At 71.0% G+C, this 26,691-nt stretch carries 19 protein-coding genes and 1 riboswitch; of the genes, 5 read left to right on the forward strand and 14 right to left on the reverse strand.

Going from position 1 to position 26,691, the window contains the following annotated elements; translation table 11 throughout:
• Positions 1-78: 78 nt before the first annotated feature.
• From ACIP79_RS20285 to ACIP79_RS20300, 4 genes are all read right to left on the reverse strand, one after another.
• On the reverse strand, positions 79-555 hold the full coding sequence (locus ACIP79_RS20285; RefSeq protein ID WP_383683427.1) for a septum formation initiator family protein: 477 nt from the start codon (positions 553-555) through the stop codon (positions 79-81).
• A 103-nt stretch (positions 556-658) separates the two neighbouring features.
• The gene (eno, locus tag ACIP79_RS20290) at positions 659-1,945 is read right to left on the reverse strand and encodes a phosphopyruvate hydratase (protein WP_383683429.1); all 1,287 of its coding nucleotides are present in this window, start codon (positions 1,943-1,945) and stop codon (positions 659-661) included.
• 376 nt (positions 1,946-2,321) lie between these two features.
• Positions 2,322-3,059 carry a transglycosylase family protein gene (locus ACIP79_RS20295; RefSeq protein WP_401225149.1) on the reverse strand — a complete coding sequence of 246 codons (738 nt, stop codon included), beginning with the start codon at positions 3,057-3,059 and terminating at the stop codon, positions 2,322-2,324.
• A gap of 4 nt (positions 3,060-3,063) precedes the next feature.
• A riboswitch (cyclic di-AMP (ydaO/yuaA leader) is annotated at positions 3,064-3,228 on the reverse strand.
• A 184-nt stretch (positions 3,229-3,412) separates the two neighbouring features.
• Complete coding sequence (locus tag ACIP79_RS20300) at positions 3,413-4,345, reverse strand: transglycosylase family protein (RefSeq protein WP_401225151.1); 933 nt, start codon at positions 4,343-4,345, stop codon at positions 3,413-3,415.
• 482 nt (positions 4,346-4,827) lie between these two features.
• Here ACIP79_RS20300 and ACIP79_RS20305 point away from each other — a divergent pair, with 482 nt between their 5' ends.
• Both ACIP79_RS20305 and ACIP79_RS20310 read left to right on the forward strand, forming a co-directional pair.
• Positions 4,828-6,084, forward strand: coding sequence for a cytochrome P450 (locus ACIP79_RS20305; protein ID WP_401225153.1), 1,257 nt, complete (start codon positions 4,828-4,830; stop codon positions 6,082-6,084).
• A gap of 525 nt (positions 6,085-6,609) precedes the next feature.
• Positions 6,610-7,821 (forward strand): globin domain-containing protein, encoded by a 1,212-nt coding sequence (locus ACIP79_RS20310; RefSeq protein ID WP_383683437.1) that lies wholly within the window; start codon positions 6,610-6,612, stop codon positions 7,819-7,821.
• Between the two features lie 16 nt (positions 7,822-7,837).
• Here ACIP79_RS20310 and ACIP79_RS20315 read toward each other — a convergent pair whose 3' ends face one another.
• The 9 genes from ACIP79_RS20315 to ACIP79_RS20355 form a co-directional block, all read right to left on the reverse strand.
• Positions 7,838-8,878: a nucleoside triphosphate pyrophosphohydrolase gene (locus ACIP79_RS20315; protein WP_401225155.1), complete on the reverse strand. Its 1,041-nt coding sequence runs from the start codon at positions 8,876-8,878 to the stop codon at positions 7,838-7,840.
• 90 nt (positions 8,879-8,968) lie between these two features.
• A complete protein-coding gene (locus ACIP79_RS20320) occupies positions 8,969-9,628 on the reverse strand; it encodes a SurA N-terminal domain-containing protein (protein WP_383683438.1) in 660 nt (219 codons plus the stop codon).
• Between the two features lie 228 nt (positions 9,629-9,856).
• Positions 9,857-11,359: a protein kinase gene (locus tag ACIP79_RS20325; protein ID WP_401225638.1), complete on the reverse strand. Its 1,503-nt coding sequence runs from the start codon at positions 11,357-11,359 to the stop codon at positions 9,857-9,859.
• A gap of 17 nt (positions 11,360-11,376) precedes the next feature.
• The gene (locus ACIP79_RS20330; protein ID WP_401225158.1) at positions 11,377-11,985 is read right to left on the reverse strand and encodes a hypothetical protein; all 609 of its coding nucleotides are present in this window, start codon (positions 11,983-11,985) and stop codon (positions 11,377-11,379) included.
• A gap of 188 nt (positions 11,986-12,173) precedes the next feature.
• Complete coding sequence (locus tag ACIP79_RS20335; RefSeq protein ID WP_401225159.1) at positions 12,174-13,001, reverse strand: N-acetyltransferase; 828 nt, start codon at positions 12,999-13,001, stop codon at positions 12,174-12,176.
• A 141-nt stretch (positions 13,002-13,142) separates the two neighbouring features.
• Complete coding sequence (locus tag ACIP79_RS20340; RefSeq protein ID WP_401225161.1) at positions 13,143-13,877, reverse strand: HNH endonuclease family protein; 735 nt, start codon at positions 13,875-13,877, stop codon at positions 13,143-13,145.
• A gap of 140 nt (positions 13,878-14,017) precedes the next feature.
• Positions 14,018-17,548 (reverse strand): transcription-repair coupling factor, encoded by a 3,531-nt coding sequence (mfd, locus tag ACIP79_RS20345; RefSeq protein WP_401225162.1) that lies wholly within the window; start codon positions 17,546-17,548, stop codon positions 14,018-14,020.
• A 416-nt stretch (positions 17,549-17,964) separates the two neighbouring features.
• Entirely contained in the window at positions 17,965-20,544 is a 2,580-nt protein-coding gene (locus tag ACIP79_RS20350; RefSeq protein WP_401225164.1) for an ABC transporter permease, read from the reverse strand.
• Positions 20,541-21,329 carry an ABC transporter ATP-binding protein gene (locus ACIP79_RS20355; RefSeq protein WP_401225167.1) on the reverse strand — a complete coding sequence of 263 codons (789 nt, stop codon included), beginning with the start codon at positions 21,327-21,329 and terminating at the stop codon, positions 20,541-20,543. Before ACIP79_RS20355 ends, ACIP79_RS20350 begins: the two co-directional genes overlap by 4 nt.
• A 447-nt stretch (positions 21,330-21,776) precedes the next feature.
• On the opposite strand from ACIP79_RS20355, the gene ACIP79_RS20360 reads away from it, so the two are divergent.
• The 3 genes from ACIP79_RS20360 to ACIP79_RS20370 all read left to right on the forward strand — a co-directional run bounded on the left by ACIP79_RS20360 (position 21,777) and on the right by ACIP79_RS20370 (position 25,567).
• Positions 21,777-23,288, forward strand: a complete 1,512-nt coding sequence (locus tag ACIP79_RS20360; RefSeq protein ID WP_401225170.1) for an MFS transporter — start codon at positions 21,777-21,779, stop codon at positions 23,286-23,288.
• Positions 23,289-23,624: 336 nt separating this feature from the next.
• Positions 23,625-23,930: a DUF485 domain-containing protein gene (locus ACIP79_RS20365; protein WP_401225173.1), complete on the forward strand. Its 306-nt coding sequence runs from the start codon at positions 23,625-23,627 to the stop codon at positions 23,928-23,930.
• Positions 23,927-25,567: a cation acetate symporter gene (locus ACIP79_RS20370; RefSeq protein WP_401225175.1), complete on the forward strand. Its 1,641-nt coding sequence runs from the start codon at positions 23,927-23,929 to the stop codon at positions 25,565-25,567. Before ACIP79_RS20365 ends, ACIP79_RS20370 begins: the two co-directional genes overlap by 4 nt.
• A gap of 19 nt (positions 25,568-25,586) precedes the next feature.
• On the opposite strand, the gene ACIP79_RS20375 is transcribed toward ACIP79_RS20370, so the two are convergent.
• Entirely contained in the window at positions 25,587-26,474 is an 888-nt protein-coding gene (locus ACIP79_RS20375; protein ID WP_401225178.1) for a cellulose-binding protein, read from the reverse strand.
• Positions 26,475-26,691: the final 217 nt, after the last annotated feature.

The following is a 26,691-nucleotide window of genomic DNA, read 5'->3' on the forward strand; positions in this document are numbered from 1 at the left end:
TTTCCTTGGGTCGGCTGTGGGATTACGTAACGCGGGACACGGACGACACGTCATCGGCCGCGGCGGCCGGGCGGTACGTCACCCGCCCGAGCGGTCGGCCTCGTCCACGCCGTCCCACACGTTGGAGTACCAGGGGCGGTCGGCCGCGCCCTGGTCGACCCGGGACTGCTTCGCCGCGTCCGGGTCGATCACGATGTAGCCGGTCTCCCCCGGCATCACATAGTGCAGCCGGTCCCGGATCTGCTGCTCCGCGAACGAGTCGTCCTGCCAGCGCGCCTTGAGATCGCGCAGCTGCTCGACCCGGGCGCGTGCCTCTTCCCGCTGCCGCTCCAGACCGGCGACCTCGGCGCGCTGGGACACGTACTGCCTTATCGGGTACGCCAGAGCCACGACCAGGGAACAGATGACGAGGGCGAGGAGCGCCGCCCGTCCGGTGAGCCGCGAGCGGCGGGCCTGCCGCTTGGTCTGGGAGCGGTAGACCCGGGCCGCCGTCTGCTCGCCGAGCAGCTTGATCCTGGTCGCGGTGGAGAACCGGTCCCGGTCCTTCACGGCCATGAGTCCCGCCTCCCCGATCCCTGCCTGCACGTACGTACGTCCCCGCACACGGTACGGGACCGAGTACGGGGACGTACGTACGACGCTACCGAGCCTGTACGGCTCAGCCCTTGAAGCGGGGGAACGCGCTGCGGCCGGCGTACACCGCGGCGTCGTCGAGGATCTCCTCGATGCGCAGCAGCTGGTTGTACTTGGCGACGCGGTCCGAGCGGGCCGGGGCGCCGGTCTTGATCTGACCGCAGTTCACCGCGACCGCGAGGTCGGCGATGGTGACGTCCTCGGTCTCACCGGAGCGGTGCGACATCATGCACTTGAAGCCGTTGCGCTGCGCCATCTCCACGGCGTCCAGCGTCTCGGTCAGCGAGCCGATCTGGTTGACCTTGACGAGCAGGGCGTTCGCGGAGCCCTCCTCGATGCCGCGGGCCAGACGCTCCGGGTTGGTGACGAAGAGGTCGTCGCCGACGATCTGGACCTTGTCGCCCAGCTTCTCGGTGATGACGTTCCAGCCGGCCCAGTCGTCCTCGTACAGCGGGTCCTCGATGGAGACGAGCGGGTACGCGGAGACGAGCTCCTCGTAGTACTCGGTCATCTCGGCGGCCGAGCGGGACTTGCCCTCGAACTCGTACTTGCCGTCCTTGTAGAACTCGGACGCGGCGACGTCGAGCGCGAGCGCGATCTGCTCGCCGGGGACGTAACCGGCCTGCTTGATGGCCTCGAGGATGAGGTCGAGCGCGGCGCGGTTGGACTCCAGGTTCGGGGCGAAGCCGCCCTCGTCGCCGAGACCGGTGGACAGGCCCTTGGTCTTCAGCACCTTCTTGAGGGTGTGGTAGACCTCGGCGCCCCAGCGCAGCGCCTCGGAGAAGGACTCCGCGCCGATCGGGGCGATCATGAACTCCTGGATGTCGACGTTGGAGTCGGCGTGCGACCCGCCGTTCAGGATGTTCATCATCGGAACGGGCAGCAGGTGCGCGTTCGGGCCGCCCAGGTAGCGGAAGAGGGGGAGGTCGCTGGCCTCGGAGGCGGCGTGGGCGACGGCGAGGGAGACGCCGAGGATGGCGTTGGCGCCGAGCGAGCCCTTGTTGTCGGTGGCGTCCAGGTCGAACATCGCCTGGTCGATCAGGCGCTGCTCGGTGGCGTCGTAGCCGACGAGCTCCGGGCCGATCTGCTCGATGACGGCGAGGACGGCCTTCTCGACACCCTTGCCGTGGTAGCGGTTGGGGTCACCGTCGCGCAGCTCGATGGCCTCGAAGGCGCCGGTGGAGGCGCCGGACGGGACGGCGGCACGACCGGTGCTGCCGTCATCGAGGCCGACCTCGACCTCGACGGTGGGGTTCCCTCGCGAGTCGAGGATTTCCCGGGCTACGACGACGTCGATGGACGGCACGAGCATCTCCTTCTGGGATGTGACGCGGGTACGCGGGACTGTGGCAGCCCCGCGGGATGAGCCTAACCGGCCCGGACGCTTCGGCCAGCCGGTCGACCACCTCTTGGGCAGAACTGAGAGTAAACATTGTTCCAGAACGGAACAAAAAGGGAACGAAAACCGGGGTGCGGGTGGAGCGCGCCGCCCGGCCGGACCCGGAAAGAAAAAACCCCGCCCCGGTGCGTACGGGGGAACACGCACCGGAGCGGGGAGCCCGTGGGGGACGGGGGGTGACCCGCACGAGGCCCTCAGTATGAGGACCACGTATGTGAGCGGGCTGTGGTTCAGCCATGAACCGGATGTCTGTCGCCGGCCGACCGCCGTGGGCCGGCGACCTCGGCCGTCAGCTGAGGTGGAGCTGCTGACCCGGGTAGATGAAGTCCGCGTCGTCGACGATGTCCTTGTTCAGCTTGAACAGCTTCTGCCAGCCGCCCTTGACGTTCTTCGCCTCGGCGATGGCGCTGAGGGTGTCGTCCTTCTTGACCTTGTACTCGCCGTCGCCCTTCTTGACCGTCTTGCCGGTCGGGGTCTGGACGGTCTTCTTGGCGGCGGTCGCACGCTCCGAGGAACGCGAGGCGCGCTGCTCGTCGGTCTTCGTGCTCGGCTGCTGCGAGGGGGTGGTGCTCTGCGAGTTGTCCGAGGACGACGAGGAGGAGGACGACGAAGACGACGACGAGTCGCTCGTGCCGCCGTCGTACGCGGCGCCCGACAGGCCGGTGCCGCAGGACGGCCAGGCGCCCTTGCCCTGGGCCGCGAGGACCTTCTCGGCGACGGTTATCTGCTGGGACTTGGAGGCCTGGTCGGCGGTGGAGGCGTAGGCGCTGCCGCCGTAGGCGGACCAGGTGGAGGCGGAGAACTGCAGGCCGCCGTAGTAGCCGTTGCCCGTGTTGATGGACCAGTTGCCGCCGGACTCGCACTGGGCGACGGTGTCCCACTCGGAGGTGGTGGCGGCGGAGGCGGTGCCGGACGCCATCAGCGGGGCGGCGACGGCGACGCCGGTCACTCCCGCGAGGGTGGCGATGCGGGCGGTCCGGTCGAGAACGGTCGGACGACGGTGCTTGCCCTTGCACGAACGCAGCATGAAGTGATCCCCTCACCGACGCCTGCGAGGTGAGCTGTCGGGTTCGGGCGGGTGAGTGCCCGGCCGCGCACCTCTCGGCGCACGTCTTCACCCCAAGCCGTTCCCGGTCAACCACCGGGCCCGGCACTTACCTTGGGTCCCCCGCTCCTGCCTACGGCGCTTGACGCGACGACTGTTCCCGTAAGGCCGTTGGCAGGATTCGGCGTTGCGACCCACGGGGCTCACCAGTGGCGAGCGGTCACGACCGTAGACAGGCGAACGGCGGAATATCAAAGACGATCAGGGGGTCTGAGATCCATCTCTCATTCTCGCCAAACCGGACATTCACGGCCGAACCATGACGCGAACTCTGCCTAGTTCTGGGCCGGTTCGGCAGCATTGTCGAGGCCGTGACCGGGGAAGATGACCGGCGCCTCGACGTCCGCCGCCTCCTCGTCCGCGGCGGACGGGTCGAGCCACTGACCGACGAGGCCGAAGGCGTCCGCGATGACCGAGAGCCTCTCGTCGACGACGGCCGGGTAGGAGGCCGCGGGGGTCTCACGGGCCGTCGCGGAGTCGCGCGAGGCGTGGCGCCCGGCCGAGCTGTCGTCCGTACGGTCGGCGGCCGCGTCATCGGCGGAGGTGCCGCGGTGACGTCCGGAGCCGCTCGCCGTGCCCGAAGGATCGGCGCTCGGGGTGGACTTGTCCGAATCGCCACCCTTGGTCGCGCTCGCGTCTACATTGCCCGACTTGGCCGAATCCGTGGAGGTGTCCGAGGAGGCCGAGGAGGAGGGGGAGGCGGACGGCGAGGGGGTGGAGGAGCCGGTCGAGCCGGACAGGCCGGTCGAGTCGGTCGAATCCGTCGAATCCGTCGACCCGCTGGACGGCGTCAGGACGCCTCCGATGCCGGTGTCGATGTCCACCTGGGCCGACTCCTTGCTGAGCGCGGAGAGGGGGCCACAGGTGGGCCAGGCGGCGATTCCGCGTCCGTCGAGGATCTTCTCGGCGACGGCTATCTGCTGCGAGCGGCTGGCCTGGTCGGCGCTCGGGGCGAAGTCGAGGCCGCCGTAGTTCTCCCAGTCCCACTGGGTCAAGTGCAGCCCGCCGTAGTACCCGTCGCCGGTGTTCTCGCTCCAGGAGGCACCCGTCTCGCACTCCGCGACGCGGTCCCAGGTCGTGGCGTCGGCCGCGCTCGCACCCGTGGCGGCGAGCAACGGGATCACGATGGCCGATCCGGTGACCCCTGCCGCGACGACGAGAGCCGGGGCCTGACGGGGGCGACGATGACGGCCGTTCCCGGTGAGCATACGGAAACCTTTCGCGTGACAGCAGGTGACAACAGCGACGCCCGAGGACGCCGGCGACGGATGATCCGCGCTGACGAGGAACGTATCGACACTCGAACGCTTGTCACAAGTCGATGCAGCGCAGATCACGTGAAGATCACAATGTTGAGGGAGCGTCAGCTTTTTGCGCCCCTCAAGTCACTTGTGACCACCCGGGGGACAAGTGGAGCGGACCAGTGAACTCCCCTGGAAGCATGCGCAATCCGCGTATAACGAGCCTGCCGCGCCTGCGCAAACCGGCGGAATCTCCTGCGAGTTGCCTGCCTTCCGGCCGCGCATCCGACCGCCGCCAAGGGAGTTGGCGCTCAGTCGGTGGGGCGACATGCCCTCAAGTGCGCGGCATGTCGCCCCGGAAGACGCCCTGTTCGCCACGCCGGGCGATTGCGGGTGAATTGACCGCTTCGCCGCCCTCCCGGGAGTGCGGCGCCGGGTACCGTCGCTCCGTGAACGTCCCGCACAGCAGACCCGAACTCTTCACCTGGGAGTTCGCCACCGACCCCTACCCCGCCTACGCGTGGCTCCGCGAGCACGCGCCCGTGCACCGCACCACCCTTCCCAGCGGGGTCGAGGCATGGCTCGTCACGCGGTACGCGGACGCCAGGCAGACGCTCGCCGACGCACGGCTCTCCAAGAATCCCGTGCACCATTCCGCGGACGCCCACGGCAAGAACAGGACGGGCATCCCCGGCGAGCGCAGCGCCAACCTCATGACCCACCTGCTCAACATCGATCCCCCGGACCACACGCGCCTGCGCCGGCTCGTCTCCAAGGCGTTCACTCCGCGCCGCGTGGCCGAATTCGCCCCACGGGTCCAGGAACTGACCGACGACCTCATCGACCGGTTCGCGCACACCGGGAGCGCCGACCTCATCCACGAGTTCGCCTTCCCGCTCCCCATCTACGCGATCTGCGATCTGCTCGGCGTCCCCCCAGAGGATCAGGACGACTTCCGGGACTGGGCGGGGATGATGATCCGGCACGGGGGCGGGCCGAGAGGCGGCGTCGCGCGGTCCGTGAAGAAGATGCGCGGGTACCTCGCCGAGCTGATCCACCGCAAGCGGGAGGCTCTCCCGGAGCACGCCGGTCCCGGCGAGGACCTCATCTCCGGGCTCATCCGCGCCTCCGACCACGGCGAGCAGCTCACGGAGAACGAAGCCGCGGCCATGTGTTTCGTGCTGCTTTTCGCCGGCTTCGAAACGACCATCAACCTCATCGGCAACGGCACCTACGCACTGCTGCGCAACCCGGGGCAGCGGGCGGAACTCCAGAGGTCGATCGAGCGGGGCGAACAGGAACTGCTCGACACCGGCATCGAGGAACTCCTCCGCTACGACGGTCCCGTCGAGCTGGCGACCTGGCGCTACGCGACCGAGCCGCTCGAGATCGGCGGACAGGAGATCGCCTCCGGTGACCCCGTGCTCGTGGTCCTCGCCGCCGCCGACCGCGATCCCGCCCGATTCGACGAACCGGACACACTCGACCTCTCCCGCAGGGACAACCAGCACCTCGGGTACGGCCACGGCATCCACTACTGCATCGGCGCCCCGCTCGCGCGTCTCGAAGGCCGCGCCGCACTGGCCACCCTGCTGCGCCGGCTGCCGGACCTCCGGCTCGCCGTCGATCCGGTGGACCTGCGCTGGCGGGGCGGCCTGATCATGCGCGGACTACGGAACTTGCCCGTGGAGTTCACGGCCAAGTGAGGGGCGCGGAGCGGGACGCTGCCTTACGGGCGCAAAGCCCGGGACGCCGCCTCACGGACGCAGAGCGGGACGCCGCCTGACGGGCGCGGAGCAGGACGCCGCCTGACGGGCGCGGAACCTTATGCCGTCTTACGGGCGCGGAACCGTATGCCGTTCTACGGACGCGGAGCGGGACGCCGCCTTACGGATGCGGAGCAGGACGCCGCCTCACGGACACGGAACCTCATGCCGTTCTACGGGCGCGGAGCGGGAGCGGGATGCCGCCCGAGTCGGCACTCCGCGGCGACCCGGGGCCCGTTCCCGGCCGCGCGGTCGCCGAGTCCGCCCGGCTCCACGAAGCCCCTGCTCAGCGGCTCGTCCGGCCGGTGAAGCCGCTCGGCTTCGCCGCGGCGGCGACCCGGCGTCGGTCCCTGACCGCAGAGGCCTCCCGCGCCCCGTCGTCCGCCCCCGCACGCTTCACCCCAGGCTGTCCAGAAATAGCCTGCTGTTTGACTTCGTGACTCGACAACTCCCTACATTCGCGAAGTGGACCCCGAAATACTCAGATCCAGCTTCGCGGTCGTCGAGAGACGGGCCGAGTTCGCGGTCAAGTACTTCTACTCGCATCTGTTCCGGCACCACCCGGACGTACGCGAGCTGTTTCCGCTGGACTTTCCACAGGACATGGAGCGGCAACGGGACCGGCTGTTCGCCGCGCTGACGTATGTGATGGAGCGGCTGGGGGATCCGGCGCTGCCCGACTACCTGCGGGAGCTGGGGCGGGATCACCGCAAGTACCTCGCGGAGCCGGACCACTACGCCGCCGTGGGGGCGAGTCTGATCGCCGCGTTCACCATGGTCGCGGGGACGGCGTGGAACTCGGAGGTCGAGAAGGCCTGGGTCGAGGCGTACGGGGCGATCGCCAACGTCATGCTCCAGGGCGCGTGGGAATCGCAGCAGGCGGGCGAACCGTCCTGGTGGGACGCCGAGGTCGTGTCCCGCACCCGGCACGGTGAGGACCTCGCCGTGCTGACCCTGCGGCCCGAGCGGCGGCTGCGGTACGCCCCCGGCCAGTACGTCAGCGTCAACGCCCCGCAGCTGCCGGGCATCTGGCGGCCGTACTCGCTGGGCAACGCGCCCCGCGCCGACCACACCGTCGACCTGCACGTCAGCCGGGTCCAGGACGGCGTGCTCTCCACCGCCCTGGTCCGCCGGACGCGGGAGGGGGACGTCCTGCGGCTCGGCGCCCCCGGTGGCGGGATGACCCTGCGGACGCCCGTGGAGCGGCCGTTGACCTTCGTCGCGGCCGGTACCGGCTGGGCCCCCGTCAAGGCGCTTCTCCAGCAGCTCGACAAGACGCACGAGGCCCGGCTCTTCCTCGTCGCCCGGGACACCTCCTATCTGTACGACCGCTCGGCCGTCGAAGGGCTCCAGGCCCGGCTTCCGCTGCTTTCGGCCACGTTCATCACTCCCGCGCCGGGCCGGCCCAAGGCGCAGGCGACCGAGCGGCTGCTGACCGCGCTGGGCAACCGCGCGGGCTGGGAGCGGCACGACGTCTATCTCGCCGGGCCGCCCAGGCTGGTCGAGGAGATCGGCGCCGAGCTTCCCGCCCTCGGCACGCCGCCCGAGCGGATCTTCCACGACCTGCTGGCACCGACCGCGGAGGACCGCACCCGACCCCTGGGCACGGCGGAGTGGCTCCTGGACCGCCCCCAGCCGAACTGGCACAACCCGTCCAGCCGCGCCCCGGACGGCTGATCCCCGCCCGCGACGGTCACACCTGCGTGGGCCGCTCCGTCGCACGGATCGCGTCCCGGTAGGTCCGCGCTGCCGTGCGGAGTGCCGTTTCCGGGTCCACGCCCTCGGCTTCGGCGCGGGCGGCCAGGGCCAGGAGTTCGTAGCCGATGCCGTCGCCCTGGGGGAGTTCGACCTCAAGTCCCGCCGTGCGTACCCGGGATGCCAGTTTCGACGCCAGGGCGAGACCGGGCTGGCCGAGCGGGATGCCCTCGGTCACCGAGGTCCGCCGCTTCTCCTCGGCCTTGGTGCGCAGCCAGTGCTCCTTGACCTCTTCGGGGGTGGTGGCGGTCTCGTCGCCGAAGACGTGCGGATGGCGGTGGATCAGCTTCGTGATGATGCCGGCGGCGACGTCGTCGATGGAGAACGGGGTGTCCTCGTCCCCGGGGCCGCCCTCCTCGGCGATCCGGGCGTGGAAGACGACCTGGAGCAGGACGTCACCGAGCTCCTCCCGCAGTTCGTCGCGGTCGCCCTCCTCGATCGCCTCGACCAGTTCGTACGCCTCCTCGATGCCGTACTTCACCAGGCCCTTGTGGGTCTGCTGGGAGGACCAGGGGCATTCGAGGCGGATACGGTCCATGACCTGGACGAGGTCGAGGAGCCGGGCGCCGGGCAGGTCGTAGGAGGCCGGGAGCAGCTCCAGGTCCGGCATCTGTATGCGGCCGGAGCCCGCGAGCCTGGCCAGGCCGTCGGTGAGCCGGGGCTCGCCCTCGCCGGTGGCGACGACGACCACCGTGCGCCCGTCGGCGCAGGCGTCGATCAGCTCCTGGGCGTCCGGTGCCCTCTCGTCGACGGTGATGCCCGCCTCGCGGAGGTACGGGAGCTGCGGGTGCGTGCCGTCCGCGCACAGCACCTGGTCGGCGTCGCGCAGTGCCTGCCAGGCGGGCCAGGACAGCAGCCCGGGGGCGACGCGGTGGCTGGTGGTGAGCAGGACGATGCGGCCGGAGGCGTCGGCCCCGGTGCCGGAGGTCTCCCCGCCGGAAGCGAGGGCGTCGGTGCCGTCGAAGCTGGTTGCGTTCACTCATCGAACGTAACCCACACCACCGACCGCCCCACCGGTTATCCCCAGGCCGGGCCGCCCCTGGGGTGCCCGGCCCGCCCGGACCACCCGCTACGCGGTCTCCTGCGTCTGCCCGGCGGTGACCTCTCGCAGCCACGGCGTCTTGACGTCGACGCGGCTGCTCTTCTTGACGTCCCAGGCGCCGTAACGCGGGTTCAGGTCGACGTCCAGCTTCTTGGAGGCGTCGGACATCGCCTTCCAGAAGGTGGCCTGCCCCTCGGTGGTGTTCATGTCGGCACCGATCGCGGCGGCGAGCTTCTGGGCCTCGATCTCGGTGCGGAGGCTGTCGTCGAGTCGCTTGGGCGCCACCCCGTACTGCTGGAGCCAGGCCGCCTCCAGCGCCTTCGCCCCGCCGGCCTGCTGTTCCAGCGACGAGCGGAGCTGCTGGGTGTCCTTGCGGGTGACGCTCACGCCGGCCTTCGCCGCCGCCTGGTCGAGGACCCGGTCCAGGACCATGGTGTGCAGGGTGTCGCGGGTGAGACTGGCGGTCTTGGTGACCGCCTGCTCGTACTGGGCCTGGTCCGGCGTGGCGGCGCGCTGTGCCGTGCGCACCTCGTTCACGCGGCTCTCCAGCTGGGCGATGGTGATCCGGTCCCCGCCGACGACGGCCGCGGCACCGGGATGCGCCTCGCTGCCGCAGGCGGTGAGAAGGGGGGCCGCGGCGGCGAGCGCGGCGGACAGGACGAGCGCGGTGCGACGGCGGCGGTGCAAGGAAGCCTCCCGAGGAGATTGTGCGACGGTGCACAAAGTCTTGCGGTGATCGATGTTAGGCAGTGGCCCAGCTCTCGGCCACCCATTCGACCAACGATTCGCGAGCAGTTCAGGCACCGCCGCACCGCACATCGCCCCGGGCCCGGCATCGTCCCGGGCCCGGCGTGACGCCCGTCGTCAGCCGGTGACCGCCACCGGCGCGGCCCCGTGCGGGTTCTGACCCCGTACCTATCCCCGTACCTGTCCCAGCCATTGGAGGGTCCGCCGGATCTCCGTCGTCATCGGATGGCCGGGCCCGCTGATGCGTTCCACGTCGTGCAGCAGGCGGGCGAGTGTGTCGTGGGCGGAGCCGCGGTCGCCGAGCGCCAGCAGCAGATGGCCGATGCGGCGGCGGACTTCGAGGGCCTGGCCGGGGTCACCGGCGACGTAGTGGTTCTCGTAGTACGGCAGCAGCGAGCGGTACTCCCCGAGCGCGGCGCCCGGTTCGCCGAGCTGTTCGAGGCACTGGGCGATGTCGTAGCGGAAGCGCAGGGACTGCGGGTCGGACTGGCCCGCCTCGGTGGCCCGTTCGTCGGCGAGGCGGCGCAGTTCGGGCAGCGCGCGCCGGTACTGGCCGTCGTCCATGAGCGTGGCGGCGTACTGCTTGCGCAGGGTGCGCACGACGGCGGAGTGCGCGCCGTGCTCGGCGGCGGCGGCCGGCAGGATCGCGCCGAGGATGTCGACGGCCTGCGTGATGCGCCCCTCGCCGAGGAGCCGCTTCACCTCGTCGACCGCGCCGGCGACATCGGGCTTCTCCACGACGGGCGCGGCCTGCGGCTGGGGCGCGGGAACGAGCGCCCGGTCCGGCCAGGGGGCGTGCGGGCGCAGGAACGGGCGGGTGGGGTCGAGCGGCGCGCTGGTGGGCATACCGCGCCCCGGCAGCAGCGGAAGCAGCTGTTCGTACGTCTCCTGCGCGGACCCCGGCCGGTGCTGCGGGTCCTTGGCGAGCAGCCGCAGGACGAGATCCTCCAGGGCGGGCGGGACCTCGGGACGCAGCCGGCGGACCGGGACCGGCGGCTCGTAGAGGTGGCGGTGCAGGACACCGAGGGCCGTCGAGCCGCTGAACGGCACGTCTCCGCTGAGGAGTTCGTGGAGGAGTACGCCCAGTGCGTACAGGTCGGTGTACGGGCCGACGGCGCCGCCCATCGCCTGCTCGGGCGCCATGTAGGCGGGGCTGCCGATGGGTGAGCCGGTGTGGGTCAGGCGGGTGGTGTCGGTGTCCATGACGGAGGCGACGCCGAGGTCGAGGACGGTGACCGTGCCGTCCTGCTTGATCATCACGTTCCGCGGCTTCAGGTCGCGGTGGACGATCGGGACGGCGTGCACGGCGCTCAGCACGGCGCACAGTTGCGCGGCGACCGACACCGCCCACTGCCAGGGGTAGGGACTGTGTTCGGTGAGGTGGTCGGCGAGGTCGGCGCCGTCGACGTACTGCATGACGAGGAACAGTTCCTCGCCCTCGCTGCCCGCGTCGTGGACCGTGACCAGTCCGGGGTGGTCGACCTGCGCGGTGACCCGGCACTCGCGCACGAAGCGGCGGCGCAGTTCGTCGGCCTCCTGGCCCGCGACCTTGTCGGGGCGCAGCAGCTTCACCGCGACCCGCCGGTCCAGACGCTGGTCGTAGGCCGTCCACACCTGGCCCATACCGCCCTGCCCGATGAGCGTGGACAGTTCGTAGCGGTCGGCGACCATGCGCTTCGCCGCCACGCTCACCGGCTGTCCCCTTCGTTGCCCTCGCGCTTGCGCAGGTAGTCGCTGAGTTCGTCGAGCTCGGCGCGCACCTGGTCGATCCGGGCCGGCGCGGGACGCTGCGGGGGCGCGGGGGGCGGAACGGGGGTCTGCGGTACGGGAGTCTGCGGAGTCGGCGTCTGAGGCATCGGGGTCTGCGGTATCGGCGTCTGCTGGTGCGTTGCGGCGTACGGGGACGCGGCCTGCGGGTAGCCGTAACCGGTGCGGGGCGGCGGCTGGGGTATGTACCCGGGGAACGGGAGCTGCCGGTCGCGGTGGTGCTGGATGTCGGCGACCAGGAAGTGCACGGAGCCGAAAGCGCCGAGCAGGAGGATGGCGGAGAGCGCGAGATCGGTCCTGGGGTCCGACTCGGGCAGCGAGCCGATCACGACGAGGCCGATGATCGCGACCGGGATGCTCACCCAGCCGAGCACCCAGTCGTACCACTTGCCGCGCAGCACGGCGACCCGGAACAGCGGGAGGCACGTGAGCAGGCCGCAGGTGAGGAATCCGGCGGAGGCGATCAGCACACGGAGGAAGATGACGGTGCCCGAACTGCGGGAGGGCGGCGCCGCGCCGTGGCCGTACATGACTGCTCCCGATGACCTGATGAGGACGGACTGACGAGTTCGAGGTCCGAGCGTATAGGCCGACAAGGACAACCGGTCCCGGGTTGTACCGAACCGTTGCCGGGCCGATCACTTCACGTGCTCCTCGGAAGCGGGGCGAGCCCTCGCCCGGCGGGCCGTCGGCCACCTCTCCGGCCACCACGCCGACGTCAAAGTGTGTGCCGCACCCACACGTTGGGCTCGACGTACACGGCGTACCCCCGCTCCGGTTCACAGTGCACCGGCACCAGCGCGCCGGGCACCTCGACCGGTCCCCAGGTGTCGAAGGGCAGCCCCGTCCAGCCGCGCCACTCCTCCAGCGAGGCCGCGACGGTCATCGACACCGGCGTCACCTTCTCGACGACGCCGCCCGCCCGGACGTGGACGCGCAGCCACGGGTCGTGCGGCAGCCCGTCGGGGCGGGTGCGGAAGGCGTACTCCGTCATCGGCGTCCGGGGTTCCAGGTGTTTGGCGCTGGGGCGGACCGGGGCGACGACCTCGCCGAATCCGTGCGCGAGGGCGTTGTCCCGCATCGCTGAGAGCATCCGGGCGGACAGACCGCCGCCCTGGGCCCCCGGGGCGACCACGACCGAGATGGCGCTCACCGTGTCCGGGGGTGTGCCGTGGCGCCGGTCGGCAAAGGCGCGGGCCAGCACGTCGTCCCAGCCCCGCCCGGGCAGTTGACGGTGCCCTCCGTGGCCGCCGAGACCACCGGGGCCGCCGCAGCCGTCCTGCCCGACGTGGCCGACGTGGCCGTCGTCGCCGCCCTCGTCCTCGCCCTCGTCGAGCGCGAACGGCACGCTGTACGCGTGTGCGACCACCTCTCCTCGCTCGTCCTCGGCGAAGAGGACGTACTCCGGGAGTTCGGTGGCGATCCGGCCGTAGTGCGCGTTGCCGACGGGGTCGTGGCGGATGAACTCCGGCCAGGTGTCGGCCATCCCCATCACCTGGGCGAGCATGTGCGGGCGCTCGGCGAGACTCGACACCTTCAGCTCCATGCGAGTCACGGTAGAGGGCGGTCGCGCACAGGGATACGGTTCCGGCGCCCGACGGGAGGCTCCCCCCTCAGGCACCAGAGTCAGGCACCCGGCTCAGGCCCCCGCCGGTGGTGCCGCCCCCGCCCCCGCCCGTCCTCAGTCTCAGTCCGCGTGGAAGCGGGCCGGTGCGTCCGTCGGGTTGCCGCCGGAGGGGATCTTCTGGTCGGGGCAGGTCGCGAGCACCTTCTTCATCGCGGCCTTCTCGCTGCTGGTGACCCACAGTTCGTACTTCTTCTTGACGGCCACCTGGGCGGCGACATACGTGCAGCGGTAGGCCTTGTTGGGCGGCAGCCAGGTCGCCGTGTCGCCGTCGCCCTTGCTGCGGTTGGTGCTCGAGTCGACGGCGCGGAGGTTGAGCGGGTCGTTGGCGAGAGCTATCCGCTTGCTCTCGTCCCAGTACTTGGCGCCCTTCTGCCAGGCGTCCGAGAGGGCGACGACATGGTCGATGTCGACCAGGCTGCGACCGCGGGTGAACGTGACGTCCTTGCCGGTGTAGTGGTCCGGGTTGAGCTCCCCGGAGGACACCTTGCAGTCCCCGTCGCTGAACTTCACGTCGTCCAGGTCCCGTTTGAGGATGTCGTCGCGGGTGTCGCAGCTGTTGGAGTCGGTGTCGGCCCACGCGGTGCCGAACTTCTCCCTGTCGTAACCCGACTTGGGAGCGCGCCCCTTGACGGTCAGTGAGTCCACCGCGGTGAGGGCGGGACCGCCCGCCGCCGTCTCCTGCGGACCCGCGGCACCCTCGTCGGCCTCGATCTTGCAGCCGCTGACACCGAGGCTGACACCGACGACGAACACCGCCAGCGCGGACCCGACACCCCCACCCCTCAGACGCACCACGACGCCCCTCCCCTTTTCCGGTCCTCTTCGTCCGGCCGGACGCACCCGGTGAGGGCGCCCGCCGGGCCGCTGTCCTTCTCTCCCCTGCCGGGCCGGTCAAACCCTCCCGGCCACCGTCCGCGCGGCGGCCGGGCCCCGGCTCACGACCCGAGGATCGTGGCCAGGAACTCCCCCGTCCATCCCAGCAACTCCCGTCCCACCAACGGCTTTCCCCCGACCTTCGCCGTCTTGGGGCGCGGCACCAGCAACTGGTGCGCGGTCGGCTTGATGACGGTCCCGGGGTACAGCCGCTTCAGCCGCAGCTCCTGCGACTCCCTCAACTCCACCGGCGCGAACCGGATGTTGTTGCCCTGGAGGACGACCTCGCCGACTCCGCAGGCGCGCGCGAGCATCCGCAGACCGGCCACCAGCAGCAGGTTCTCCACCGGCTCCGGCAACTTGCCGTAGCGGTCGACGAGTTCCTCCCGTACGGCCTTGACGTCCTCCTCCGTGTTGGCGGAGGCGATGGCGCGGTAGGCCTGGAGACGGAGCCGCTCACCCGGCGCGTACTCGTGCGGGACGTGCGCGTCGACCGGCAGCTCGATCTTGACCTCCAGCGCCGGCTCCTCCTCCACGCCGCCGTCCAGCGAGGCCCGGTAGTCCGCCACCGCCTCGCCGACCATCCGTACGTACAGGTCGAAGCCGACGCCCGCGATGTGGCCCGACTGCTCGCCGCCCAGGAGGTTTCCCGCGCCGCGGATCTCCAGGTCCTTCATGGCGACGTACATGCCCGCGCCCATCTCGGTGTGCTGGGCGATGGTCGCGAGCCGCTCGTGGGCGGTCTCGGTGAGGGGCTTCTCCGGCGGGTACAGGAAGTACGCGTAGCCCCGCTCGCGGCCACGGCCGACCCGGCCGCGCAACTGGTGCAGCTGGGAGAGGCCGAAGTTGTCGCCGCGCTCCACGATCAGGGTGTTCGCGTTGGAGATGTCGATGCCCGACTCGACGATCGTGGTGGAGACGAGCACGTCGAACTTGTTCTCCCAGAAGTCGACGACCACCTGTTCCAGGGCCTGTTCGGACATCTGGCCGTGGGCCGTCGCGATGCGCGCCTCCGGGACGATCTCCCGCAGCCTGGCCGCCGCCCGGTCGATGGACTCCACCCGGTTGTGGATGTAGAAGACCTGGCCCTCGCGCAGCAGTTCGCGGCGGATCGCGGCGCCGATCTGCTTCTCCTCGTACGGGCCGACGAAGGTCAGGACGGGGTGCCGCTCCTCCGGCGGGGTCGTGATCGTGGACATCTCGCGGATGCCCGTCACGGCCATTTCCAGGGTGCGGGGGATCGGGGTGGCTGACATCGTCAGGACGTCGACGTTCGCGCGGAGCTTCTTCAGCTGCTCCTTGTGCTCGACGCCGAAGCGCTGTTCCTCGTCGACGATGACCAGGCCCAGATCCTTGAACCTGGTCTCCGAGGAGAACAGCCGGTGGGTGCCGATGACGAGGTCGACGGAGCCGTCGCGCAGTCCCTCCAGGACGGCCTTCGCCTCCGTGTCGGTCTGGAAGCGGGACAACGCCCTTACGTTGACCGGGAACTGGGAGTAGCGCTCGGAGAAGGTCCCGAAGTGCTGCTGCACCAGCAGGGTGGTGGGGACGAGCACCGCGACCTGCTTGCCGTCCTGTACGGCCTTGAAGGCGGCGCGCACCGCGATCTCGGTCTTGCCGTAGCCGACGTCGCCGCAGACCAGCCGGTCCATCGGGACCGTCTTCTCCATGTCGTCCTTGACCTCGGCGATGGTGGTGAGCTGGTCGGGGGTCTCCGCGTACGGGAAGGCGTCCTCCAGCTCGCGCTGCCAGGGGGTGTCGGGGCCGAACGCGTGCCCGGGGGCCGCCATGCGGGCCGAGTACAGCTTGATGAGGTCCGCGGCGATCTCCTTGACCGCCTTCTTCGCCCGCGCCTTGGTCTTGGTCCAGTCGGCGCCGCCGAGCCGGTGCAGGGTCGGGGACTCCCCTCCGACGTACTTGGTGATCTGTTCGAGCTGGTCGGTGGGGATGTAGAGGCGGTCGCCCGGCTGGCCGCGCTTGGCGGGGGCGTACTCGACGACCAGGTACTCGCGGGTCGCGCCCTGGACGGTCCGCTGCACCATCTCGACGTAGCGGCCCACGCCGTGCTGCTCGTGCACGATGTAGTCGCCGGTCTCCAGGGTCAGCGGGTCGATCGTCTTGCGGCGGCGGGCCGGCATCCGGGCGCCGTCCTTGCCTGCCGCCTTCTGGCCGGAGAGGTCGGTCTCCGTCAGGACGGCGAGCTTGAGCGCCGGGTCGATGAAGCCGTAGTCGATCGAGCCGCAGGAGACGTGCACGACCGAGGGGCTGATGTCCGCGACATCCGTGTCGAGGCGGGCCGCGATGCCCTCGCCGCCGAGCACCTCGACGGTACGGGCGGCCGGGCCGTGCGCCTCCGTGACGAACACCGTGCGCCAGCCGTCGGCCAGCCAGCCCTTGGTGTCGGCCAGCGCCCTGGCGGTGTCGCCCCGGTAGGTCTCGGGGGCGTGCATGCCGAGCTTGAGGGTGTCCGCGTCGAGCTCGTCGTCGGCGGCGAAGGGCGAGACGGACCACCACATCATGTCCAGCTCGCGCGCCCGGTCCCGTACGTCCGCGATGGACCACAGGGAGGCCGCGTCGACGTCGATGGGTGCCTCACCGCCGCCCGCGGTCGCCGCCCAGGACGCCTGGAGGAACTCCTGCGACGTCGCCACCAGGTCGGAGGCCCGCGTCCGCACCCGCTCCGGGTCGCACACCAGCGTCATCGAGCCCTCGGGCAGTACGTCGATCAGCAGCTCCATCTCGTCCACCAGGACCGGAGCCAGCGATTCCATGCCTTCGACGGCGATGCCCTCGGCGATCTTGCCGAGCAGTTCGCCGAGCTCGGGGTGCTCCTCGGCCAGCCGCGCCGCCCGCTCCCGTACGTCGTCGGTGAGCAGCAGTTCCCGGCAGGGCGCGGCCCACAGCCCGTGCTCGGCGACCTCCAGGGAGCGCTGGTCGGCGACCTTGAAGTAGCGGATCTCCTCGACGTCGTCACCCCAGAACTCCACCCGAAGGGGGTGCTCCTCGGTGGGCGGGAAGACGTCGAGGATGCCGCCGCGGACCGCGAACTCGCCGCGTCTCTCGACGAGCTCGACGCGGGAGTACGCGGCTGCCGCGAGCGCTTCGACGACCTCCCCCAGGTCGGCGCTCTGGCCGGTGCGCAGGGCGACGGGCTCCAGGTCACCCAGGCCCTTGACCTGCGGCTGGAGTACGGAACGGATGGGGGCGACGACGACCGAGACCGGGCCGGTCTCCGGGTCGTCGGGGCGCGGGTGCGCCAGCCGGCGCAGCACGGCGAGGCGGCGGCCCACCGTGTCCGAGCGCGGCGAGAGCCGCTCGTGCGGGAGCGTCTCCCAGGCGGGGTACTCCACGATCCCCTCGGAGGGGAGGAGGGAGCGCAGCGCGGCGGCCAGGTCCTCGGCCTCGCGGCCCGTCGCGGTCACCGCCAGCACCGTACGGCCGGCCTCGCGGGCCAGCGCCGCCACCGCGAAGGGGCGGGCGGCGGGCGGGCCGACCAGGTCGATGTGCATCCGGTTGCCGTCGGCGGCCGCCCGCACCGCTTCCTTGAGTGCGGCGTCCTTGACGACGGCGTCGAGCAGACCGTGCAGGCTCATGAAGGGCTTCCATCCCGGGAGGGGGCAACGCGAAGGGCCCGACACGTGTTCCGGGCCGGGGTCCTCCAGCGTACGTCGACGCCGCGCTCACCGCGGGGTGGGATCAGCCCGAGACAGCCCCTCCGGCGTTTGAGGAGCGGGGGCCCGGGGGCGGAGCCCGGGACAGCCCCTCCGGCGTTTGAGGAGCGGGGGCCCGGGGCGGAGCCCGGGACAGCCCCTCCGGCGCTTGAGGCTCGGGGGTCCGGGGGCGGAGCCCCCGAGAGAAGGGGACGGGTAGGGGCGGAGGGGGCGAGAAACACGCCCGCCCCCAGGCCACGCGCTCGGGCCCGGTGGCCGGAGGGCATCCCCTCCGGCCACCGGGCCCGTTCCCCGTTCCCCCGTACCCCCCGTTCCCCCGTGACCCCCGTACACGGTGGCTACTCGGTGGCGATCGCGTTCAGAACGTTCATCCGCCCGGCCCGGAAGGCCGGGATCAACGCGGCGACCAGACCCACGAACGCGGAGCCGACGAAGACGGCGATGATCGTCGGCCAGGGGATCTCCAGAACCTTCAGACCCTCCAGGGCCAGCAGCTTCTGCGCGGTCGCACCCCAGCCCATGCCCAGACCGAGGCCCAGCAGAGCACCGAAGAGAGCGATGACCACCGACTCCAGCCGGATCATGCGGCGCAGCTGCCGGCGGGAGAGGCCCACGGCCCGCATGAGGCCGATCTCACGGGTCCGCTCGACCACCGACAGCGCCAGGGTGTTCACGACCCCCAGGACCGCGACGATGATCGCCAGGGCGAGCAGGCCGTAGATCATGTTGAGGAGCTGGCCGATCTGGTCCTTGAGCGCGTCCTTGTAGTCGGTCTGGTCGCGGACGCTGTACTGCGGGTAGTCGTGCAGCGCCGACTTCAGCGACTTGTAGGCGGCGGCCTCCTGGCCGTCCTTCGCGGAGGCGAAGACCAGCGAGTCGAGCGGCATCTTGTCGGCCGGGACGTACTTGGCGAGGGTGTCGATCGACGTGTACATCGCGCCCGCGTCGATGACGACGTCGCTGCTGGTGATCGCCCGGACCGTCAGCCGTGCCTCGGAGCCGTCTTTGAAGTCGACCCCGATCTTGGACCCGAGGGTGATGCCGTGGTCCTTGGCGAACTCCTCGTGGACGGACATCGAGCCAGGCTTGTACGCGTCGGCGAGGTCGCCCTGGACGGTCTTGGTCTCCAGGTCCTGGGCGTACGTCGGGTCGGCCGCCGTGATCGCGGTGTCCTTGACGGTCTTGCCGTCGGGGGTGGTGAAGTCGGCGTCGGCCAGCCTGTACTCGGTGACCCGGGTGAGGCCCTCGGTGTCCTTGACGGCCCGCACGGCCTGCGGGGTGACGAGCTGGCCGCTGTCGGACTGGATGATGAAGTCCGTGCCGACGGTCTTGTCGAGCTGGTCGGTGGCGGAGGCCACCATCGAGGAGCCGACGACGGAGAGGCAGGCGACCAGCGCGAGGCCGATCATCAGGGCCGCTCCGGTGGCGCCGGTGCGGCGCGGGTTGCGCAGCGCGTTGCGCTCGGCCATCCGCCCGACCGGTCCGAAGGCCCGCAGCACCACCACACTGAGCGCCCGGACCACCACTCCGGCGAGCAGCGGGCCGATGATGACGAACCCGATGAGGGTCAGCACCACGCCGAGGCCAAGGACGAGGGAGCCCTCGGTCGCCTTGTCGGCGGTGGCCGCCGCGTAGAGCGAGGCGGTTCCGGCGCCGGTGAGGAGCAAACCGATCAGACCGCGAACGAGTCCGGCCTTGCCGTCGGCCGGTGTTCCGGCGTCGCGCAGCGCGGCCATCGGCGAGACCTTGCCGGCACGCCTTGCCGGCACGTACGCCGCGAACACCGTGACCAGCACGCCGAGCGCCAGTCCGATGACCGGTGTCGTCCAGGCGACGGTCAGGTCGGCCGTCGAGAGGTGCATGCCCGCCAGGCCCATGAGCTTCATCAGCCCGACGGCGATGCCGACACCTGCGCCGACCCCGAGCACCGAGCCGAAGAAGCCCAGCAGCAGCGCCTCGACGAGCACCGAGAGGTTGACCTGCCGGCGGGAGGAGCCGATGGCGCGCATCAGGCCGATCTCGCGGGTGCGCTGGGCGACCAGCATCGAGAAGGTGTTGATGATGAGGAAGATGCCGACGAGGAAGGCGATTCCGGCGAAGCCGAGCATCGCGTACTTCATCACGTCCAGGAAGCCGCCGATGTCCTTGGCGTTGGCGTCGGAGACCTCCTTGGCGGTCTGCACCTGGTAGCCGCCGCCGAGTTCGGCCACCACGTTCCGCTTCAGCTGGTCGTCGGTGACGCCGGCCGCGGCGGTGACGTTGATGTTGGTGTAGACGCCGGACTCGCCGACCAGGGCCTGCTGTGCGGTTTCGGTGTCCAGGTAGAAGATCGCGGCACCGGGGTTGGTGACGGTGAAGTCGGCGATGCCGGAGATCTTCGCGTGGTGGGTGCCGACGGCGCTGATGACGCCGATCTCGTCGCCCAGCGCGAGGTGGTGCTTGTCGGCGGTGTCGGCGTCGACCATGACCTGGTCGGCGCCCTGGGGAGCCGCACCGGAGCTGATCTTCATGGTGCGGGCTTCGTTGCTGTTCCAGCTGCCGACGATGGTCGGGGCGCCGCTGGTGGGCGACAGGTTGTCCTTGTCGGCGTCGACGACGGTCACCGAGGTCGAGAAGACGGTGCCCTCGGCCGACTTCACGCCTTGGGACTTCTGGACCTCGCCGAGCACGGAGGCCGGGACGACCGGCGGCTTGCCGTTCTCGGACTGGGTCTCGCCGCTGTCCGAGGCGTCCTTGGCGCTGACGGTCACGTCGGAGGAGGTCGCCGCGAACAGCTTGTCGAACGTCGTGTTCATCGTGTCGGTGAAGACGAGCGTGCCGCACACGAACGCCACCGACAGCATGACGGCCACGGCCGACAGGGCCATCCGCCCCTTGTGCGCGAAGAAGTTGCGCCTGGAGGTCTTCATGACAGTCATGACGTACGTCCCCGGGCGTCGAAGTCCTTCATGCGGTCCAGGACCTGGTCGGCGGTCGGCTGGTACATCTCGTCGACGATCCGGCCGTCCGCGAGATACAGCACGCGGTCCGAGTACGAGGCGGCCACCGGGTCGTGCGTGACGATCACGATGGTCTGGCCGAGCTCGTCGACGCTGCGCCGCAGGAAGCCCAGGACCTCGGCGCCCGCGCGGGAGTCCAGGTTTCCGGTCGGTTCGTCACCGAAGATGATCTCGGGCCGGGCGGCCAGTGCCCTGGCGACGGCGACGCGCTGCTGCTGTCCGCCGGAGAGCTGGTTGGGCCGGTGCTTGAGGCGGTCCTTGAGACCGACGGTCTCCACGACCTGGGCCAGCCAGCCCTTGTCGGGCTTGCGGTCGGCGATGTCCATCGGGAGCGTGATGTTCTCGATCGCGTTCAGCGTGGGCAGCAGGTTGTAGGCCTGGAAGATGAAGCCGATCCGGTCCCGGCGAAGCTGTGTGAGCTTCTTGTCCTTGAGCCCGGTGATCTCGGTCTCGTCGAGGAAGATCTGTCCGCTCGACACGGTGTCGAGCCCGGCGAGGCAGTGCATCAGCGTGGACTTGCCGGACCCCGAGGGGCCCATGATCGCGGTGAACTGCCCCCGCGCGATGTCCACGTCGACCTGGTCCAGGGCGACGACGCGGGTCTCACCGGACCCGTACGCCTTCACGACCTGCCGCGCTCGTGCGGCGACGGCCGTACGCTCTCCAGTGCCCCCGTGCCTGGGAATGGTTACAGCCGAAGTCACGGTATGTCTCCTAAGTCGGTCAGCGGATGACCCGCGTCAGGTGGTGCGTGGATGATTCGCTTCAACTGGTTACGTCGATGAGTCTGCTGGCCGGAGGGGGTCCGGCGCGCTGGTGCCCGGACCCGTCTTGTGCGGGGGAAAACCCCACCCCCGAAGGTGCGGCCGGCCACCCGTGTGGGTCCGGTCCGCCGCCCCGAGCCGTGCCGTCGCACTGCTCTCAGCGGCATAAAGCCAGGTTAAGGACGGCCTTTCGCCATCTCGTCCTCCGTCGGTACGACCCCGCCCCTGCCTCCGATGCGGAGATACCCCTAGGGGCTGTCCACCCGTGGGCGGAGTGCTCCTCAGGGTCGTCTCCACCCGCGGCCCGCTCCAGCGTCCACCCTGCCGCGACGTGAGGGTCAAGTGGCAGAGTGTCCCCGGCAGATAGTTGCAGGGGGAAGGAATCCAGTGGGCCGTACCCGACCCGCCATACCCGACGCCGCTCAGGGCCCCGCCGCCGGCACGGACAAGCGAGGCGCCGTCGTCGCCGCGCTGATGCTGTCCATGGCGCTGGCGGCGCTCGACGCCACCATCGTGTCGACGGCCGTGCCGCAGATCGTCGGCGACCTGGGCGGTTTCTCGGTCTTCTCCTGGCTGTTCTCGGGCTATCTGCTGGCCGTGACCGTGATGCTCCCCGTCTACGGCAAGCTCTCCGACACCTTCGGCCGCAAGCCGGTGCTGATCGCCGGCTCCGTCCTCTTCATGGTGGGCTCACTGCTCTGCGCCACCGCCTGGAACATGGCCGCGCTCATCGCCTTCCGCGTCGTGCAGGGGCTGGGCGGCGGCGCCCTCCAGGGCACGGTCCAGACACTCGCCGCCGATCTCTACCCGCTCAAGGAACGCCCGAAGATCCAGGCCAAATTGTCCACGGTGTGGGCGACTTCGGCGGTCGCGGGCCCCGCGCTCGGCGGTGTCCTCGCGGCGTACGCCGACTGGCGGTGGATCTTCCTCATCAACCTGCCGATCGGCGCGGTCGCCCTGTGGCTGATCGTCCGCCATCTGCACGAGCCCCGGCGCGAACCGGTCCCCCGACCCCGCGTCGACTGGGCGGGCGCGCTCGCCGTCTTCGCCTGCGGCGGCGTCCTGCTGACCGCGCTGGTGCAGGGCGGCGTCGCCTGGGGCTGGCTGTCCCCGCCCTCAACGGCCCTGCTCGGTACGGGAGTCGTGCTGATCGTGGCCGTCGTGGTCATCGAACGGCGGGCCGCCGAGCCGATCATCCCCGGCTGGGTGTGGCGGCGGCGCACCATCGCCGCGGTGAACCTGGCCTGCGGTGCGCTCGGACTGCTCATGGTCGCGCCGACGGTCTTCCTGCCCACCTACGCCCAGGCGGTGCTGGGCCTGGGCCCGATCGCCGCCGGATTCGTGCTCTCCGTATGGACGTTGAGCTGGCCGCTGTCGGCCGCGCTCAGCCAGCACGTGTACCGCCGCATCGGTTTCCGCAACACCGCGATGATCGGCATCGGCACGGCGACGGTGATCCTGCTGGCCTTCCCCTTCCTCCCCTACCCGGGCGAGCCCTGGCAGCCGGCTCTCCTCATGCTGCTGCTCGGCGGCGCCCTGGGCCTCTTCCAACTCCCCCTGCTCATCGGCGTCCAGTCGACGGTCGGCTGGGCCGAGCGCGGCACCACCACCGCGTCCGTCCTCTTCTGCCGCCAGACCGGCCAGACCCTGGGCGCCGCCCTGTTCGGCGCCGTCGCCAACGGCGTGCTGGCCGCGCGGCTCGGCGGCGCGGGCGACCTGGACGCGGTGACCCGCGCGCTGGACGAACCGGGCGGCGCCTCCGAGGAGTTGCGCCGCGCGGTCGCCGCGGCGGTTCACTCCGTCTACTTCGGCGCGGCCTGCGCGGCCGGGATCGCCTTCCTGGTGCTGCTGTTGATCGCGCCACGACGATTCCCGGTGATCAAGACCGCGGAGGACTGAGGCCGCCGGCCCGTCCACGCGGCCTCCGCCGGTACCCGATCACCACCGGCCGTCCAGTTCGCCGAAAGCGCGACACACCCGCCCACCTGCGGGTAGCGTGCGTCGCCCGCACCCCCCAGCTCCCTGCGGTCCGCCCCGGACCCGAGTCACGCAAGGAGAAAAGGGATGTCCGACGCGTCCTCGTCCCCACACCCGCCCCCGGAGCCCCAACCGCCGCACCCGCGCCCTCATCGGCACCAGAGGCCCCACCCCGATCGCGCGCCCTCCCCCCTGACCTATCCCTGGCAGCAGCCGCTCCCGGAACCCGCGAGACGGCGACTGCCCCGCCACCGGGCGATGGGCCGGCACAGCGACATCCGCCTCCTGCGAACGGCGTACCGCAGACTGCGCCGGGTGGCGACGCTCACCGCCCTCGGCTACTTCCTCCTCTTCCTCCTGCTGTCCGCGTTCGCGCCGGGCCTGATGACGAGGGAGCTGACCGGCGGAGTCTCCACCGGACTGCTGCTCGGCCTGCTCCAGGTCCCGGTGATGTGCCTGGCGATCGGGCTGTACGAGTACACGGCGAGCCGGAGTGTCGACCCGATGGCGGACCGGATCCGTATACAGACCGAGCTGAACGCCAGGCGGGAGGCGGCACGGTGACCGGGTTCAGCAGCTCGGCGCAGACGATGTCGCTGGTGGCGTTCACGGCGGTGGCGACGGTCACCCTGCTGCTGTGCGTGCTGACGGGGCCCGACCGTGACGACCTCGACGAGTTCTACACGGGGTACCGCTCACTGTTGCCGATGCGCAACGGCCTCGCCATCGCCGGGGACTACATCTCCGCGGCGACGGTCCTGGCCACCGGCGGCATCATCGCGCTGACCGGCTACGACGGTGTCGTCCTCGCGCTGAGCACCGCCCTGTCCCTCGTGCTGCTGATGTTCCTGCTGGCCGAACCGCTGCGCAACGCGGGCCGGTTCACCATGGGGGACGCGCTCGCCCGGCGGATGCCGGGACGCGCCGTGCGCATCACCGCGTGCGCCACCACCGTGATCGCGCTGCTGCCGCTGATGCTGGTCCAACTGGCGGGCTCCGGCGACCTGTTGGCCTTCATCCTCGGCTTCTCCGGCGACTCGGTGAAAACGGGCTGTGTCATCGGGCTCGGCGCCCTGATGATCAGCTACGCGGCCATCGGCGGCATGAAGGGCACCGCCCTCATACAGATCCTGAAGATCGTGATGCTGCTCGGCTCGGGCGTGGTCGTCGCCCTGCTCGTCCTGCACCGCTTCGACTGGAACCCGGGGGCGTTCCTGGACGCGGCGGCGCGGGGCAGCGGGTCGGGCCAGGCGTTCCTCCAGTCCGGGCTCCAGTTCTCCGGCGGCGCCAACCCCCGCCTGGACATGATCAGTTCACAACTCACGGTGGTCCTCGGCGGCGCCTGCCTGCCCCACGTCACCATGCGCATGTACACCGCGAGGAGCGCCCGGCAGGTACGCCGCTCGATGTCCTGGGCGGTGCTCTGCGTCGCGCTGTTCGTCCTCGTCATCACGGTCATCGGCCTCGGCGCCACCGCCCTGATCGGCCGCGCCACGATCGCCGACGCCGACCCGCAGGGCAACACCGCCTATCTGCTGGGCTCACGCGCCGCGTTCGGCCCCGACGTCTCGACGGCCGAGACCCTGCTCTTCACCACCGTGACCACGGCGCTCTTCCTGACCCTGCTCGCCTCGGTGGCCGGCATGATCCTGGCCTGCGCCAACTCCCTGGCCCACGACCTGTTCGCCCACGCCAGGGTGTTCCGCGGCAGCCGCCGCCACACCGACGAGCTCTCCCCGCGCCGCGAGATGCTGCTGGCCCGCGTCTCCGCCCTCGCGGTCGGCGCCGTCGCGATCCTGCTGGCCACCCTCGTCCAGCACCGCAGCCTCCAGCCCCTGATCACCCTGTCCCTGTGCCTGGGCGCCTCCGCCCTCGCCCCCGCACTGGTCTACACCCTGTTCTGGCGCCGCTACACCCGCACCGGCCTCCTCGCCACCCTCATCGGCGGCACCCTCACCGTCCTCGTCCTGATGCCCGGCACCAACCTCGTCTCCGGCTCCCCCGCCGCCGCCTTCCCGGACGCCGACTTCAACTGGTTCCCCTTCACCACGACGGGCCTCGTGTCGATCCCCCTCGGCTTCGCCTACGGATGGCTCGGGACGGTGGTTTCCGGGAGAAGGAAGGCGGAGGAGCAGCGCAAGCAGTACGAGGCGGTGGAGAGCTGGATCCTGGCGGGAGCGGACCGCACCAGAGGCGAGTGAGGGCGGGTGCCCGCCGCGGCTACTCCGCCGGGGCCCGCCCCGTCAGAGCGGTGAGACTCGACCGCACGTGGTCCATGTGGGCCCGTACGTCGTCCCACCGCTCCCCGTGCTCGCGCAGCACCCGCTCGGTCTCCCGGGCGATCCGGTCCTCCCGCGCCCTGCCCTCCGCCAGCACCTCGGCGGCCCGCGCCTCCGCGTCCTCCTGCCCGTGCCGCACCGACTCCTCCATCTCGGCGAGGGCCCGCCGGGCCTCGACCACCGCGGCCTCGGCGCGCTCGACCTGCCGCTCGTGGTGCGCGTCGAGCGCCGCCTCCCGGTCGGCCGCCGCACGGTCCGCCTCCTCCCAGCGCGCGGCGTGCTCCTTCTCCTGCTCGGTGAGCAGTCCCTCGGTGCGCCGCCGCACCTCCCGCAGCGCGGCCAGCGCCTCACCGCGGGCCGCCTTGATCGCGCGCCGGGCGGAGATCCGCGTCTCGTCGGCCTCGGCGCGGGCGGCGAGAATCCGCTGCCGGGCGCGTTCCTCGGCCTCGCCGCGCACCTCGTCGGCGTACTCCGCCGCGGCCTCCCGCAGCCGCCCGCCCGCCGCCTCGGCCTCTTCCACCATCCGCCGGGCGTCCCGGCGCGCGTTGTCCCGTACCGCCGCGGCCTCCTCCACGCCCAGCGCGAAGAGCCGCCCGGCCCCCTCCCCGAGCGACTCGTACGTCTGGGGAGCGAGCCCCGCGACGACCTCCCGCAGCCGCTCCGCCTCCGCGTCCATCTCCTTGGCCAGCACGGTCAGCCGGGCCGCCCGTTCCCACGCGGCGTCGCGGTCCCGGGAGAGCCCCTCGGCGTACGCGTCGACCTGCTCGGGACGGTAACCACGCCCCCGTACGGCCGTGAAGCCGTGCGGCGGCAGCGCTGCGCTGCTCATCCTTGAACCCCTCTCCGCGGGCACTCACGAAATGACGACGCCGAACCATCAGAAAGCCGACATTTCGAATGACGATTTCGCGGACATCTTGATGGATCAGACGGAAGTGTTCATAACGCGACACTCCGCCCATCGGCTCGGCCGAGGGCGCGTCAGGTGCGGTCGGGGCTCTCGACCACGGGGTCCGCCTCCGTCGTCCCGGGCGGCCTGCCCGGGG

Source organism: Streptomyces sp. NPDC088747 (assembly GCF_044751025.1).
Taxonomy (GTDB): Bacteria; Actinomycetota; Actinomycetes; order Streptomycetales; family Streptomycetaceae; genus Streptomyces.

Bases quoted from the DNA above. Each gene is read 5' to 3' on its own strand.
- mfd (WP_401225162.1), bottom strand. From the start codon at position 17,548: ATGAGCCTGCACGGTCTGCTCGACGCCGTCGTCAAGGACGCCGCACTC.
- ACIP79_RS20330 (WP_401225158.1), bottom strand. From the start codon at position 11,985: ATGTACGGCCACGGCGCGGCGCCGCCCTCCCGCAGTTCGGGCACCGTC.
- ACIP79_RS20295 (WP_401225149.1), bottom strand. From the start codon at position 3,059: ATGCTGCGTTCGTGCAAGGGCAAGCACCGTCGTCCGACCGTTCTCGAC.
- ACIP79_RS20350 (WP_401225164.1), bottom strand. From the start codon at position 20,544: ATGACTGTCATGAAGACCTCCAGGCGCAACTTCTTCGCGCACAAGGGG.
- ACIP79_RS20375 (WP_401225178.1), bottom strand. From the start codon at position 26,474: ATGAGCAGCGCAGCGCTGCCGCCGCACGGCTTCACGGCCGTACGGGGG.
- ACIP79_RS20285 (WP_383683427.1), bottom strand. From the start codon at position 555: ATGGCCGTGAAGGACCGGGACCGGTTCTCCACCGCGACCAGGATCAAG.
- eno (WP_383683429.1), bottom strand. From the start codon at position 1,945: ATGCTCGTGCCGTCCATCGACGTCGTCGTAGCCCGGGAAATCCTCGAC.
- ACIP79_RS20300 (WP_401225151.1), bottom strand. From the start codon at position 4,345: ATGCTCACCGGGAACGGCCGTCATCGTCGCCCCCGTCAGGCCCCGGCT.
- ACIP79_RS20325 (WP_401225638.1), bottom strand. From the start codon at position 11,359: ATGGTCGCCGACCGCTACGAACTGTCCACGCTCATCGGGCAGGGCGGT.
- ACIP79_RS20365 (WP_401225173.1), top strand. From the start codon at position 23,625: ATGGGCCGGCACAGCGACATCCGCCTCCTGCGAACGGCGTACCGCAGA.
- ACIP79_RS20335 (WP_401225159.1), bottom strand. From the start codon at position 13,001: ATGGAGCTGAAGGTGTCGAGTCTCGCCGAGCGCCCGCACATGCTCGCC.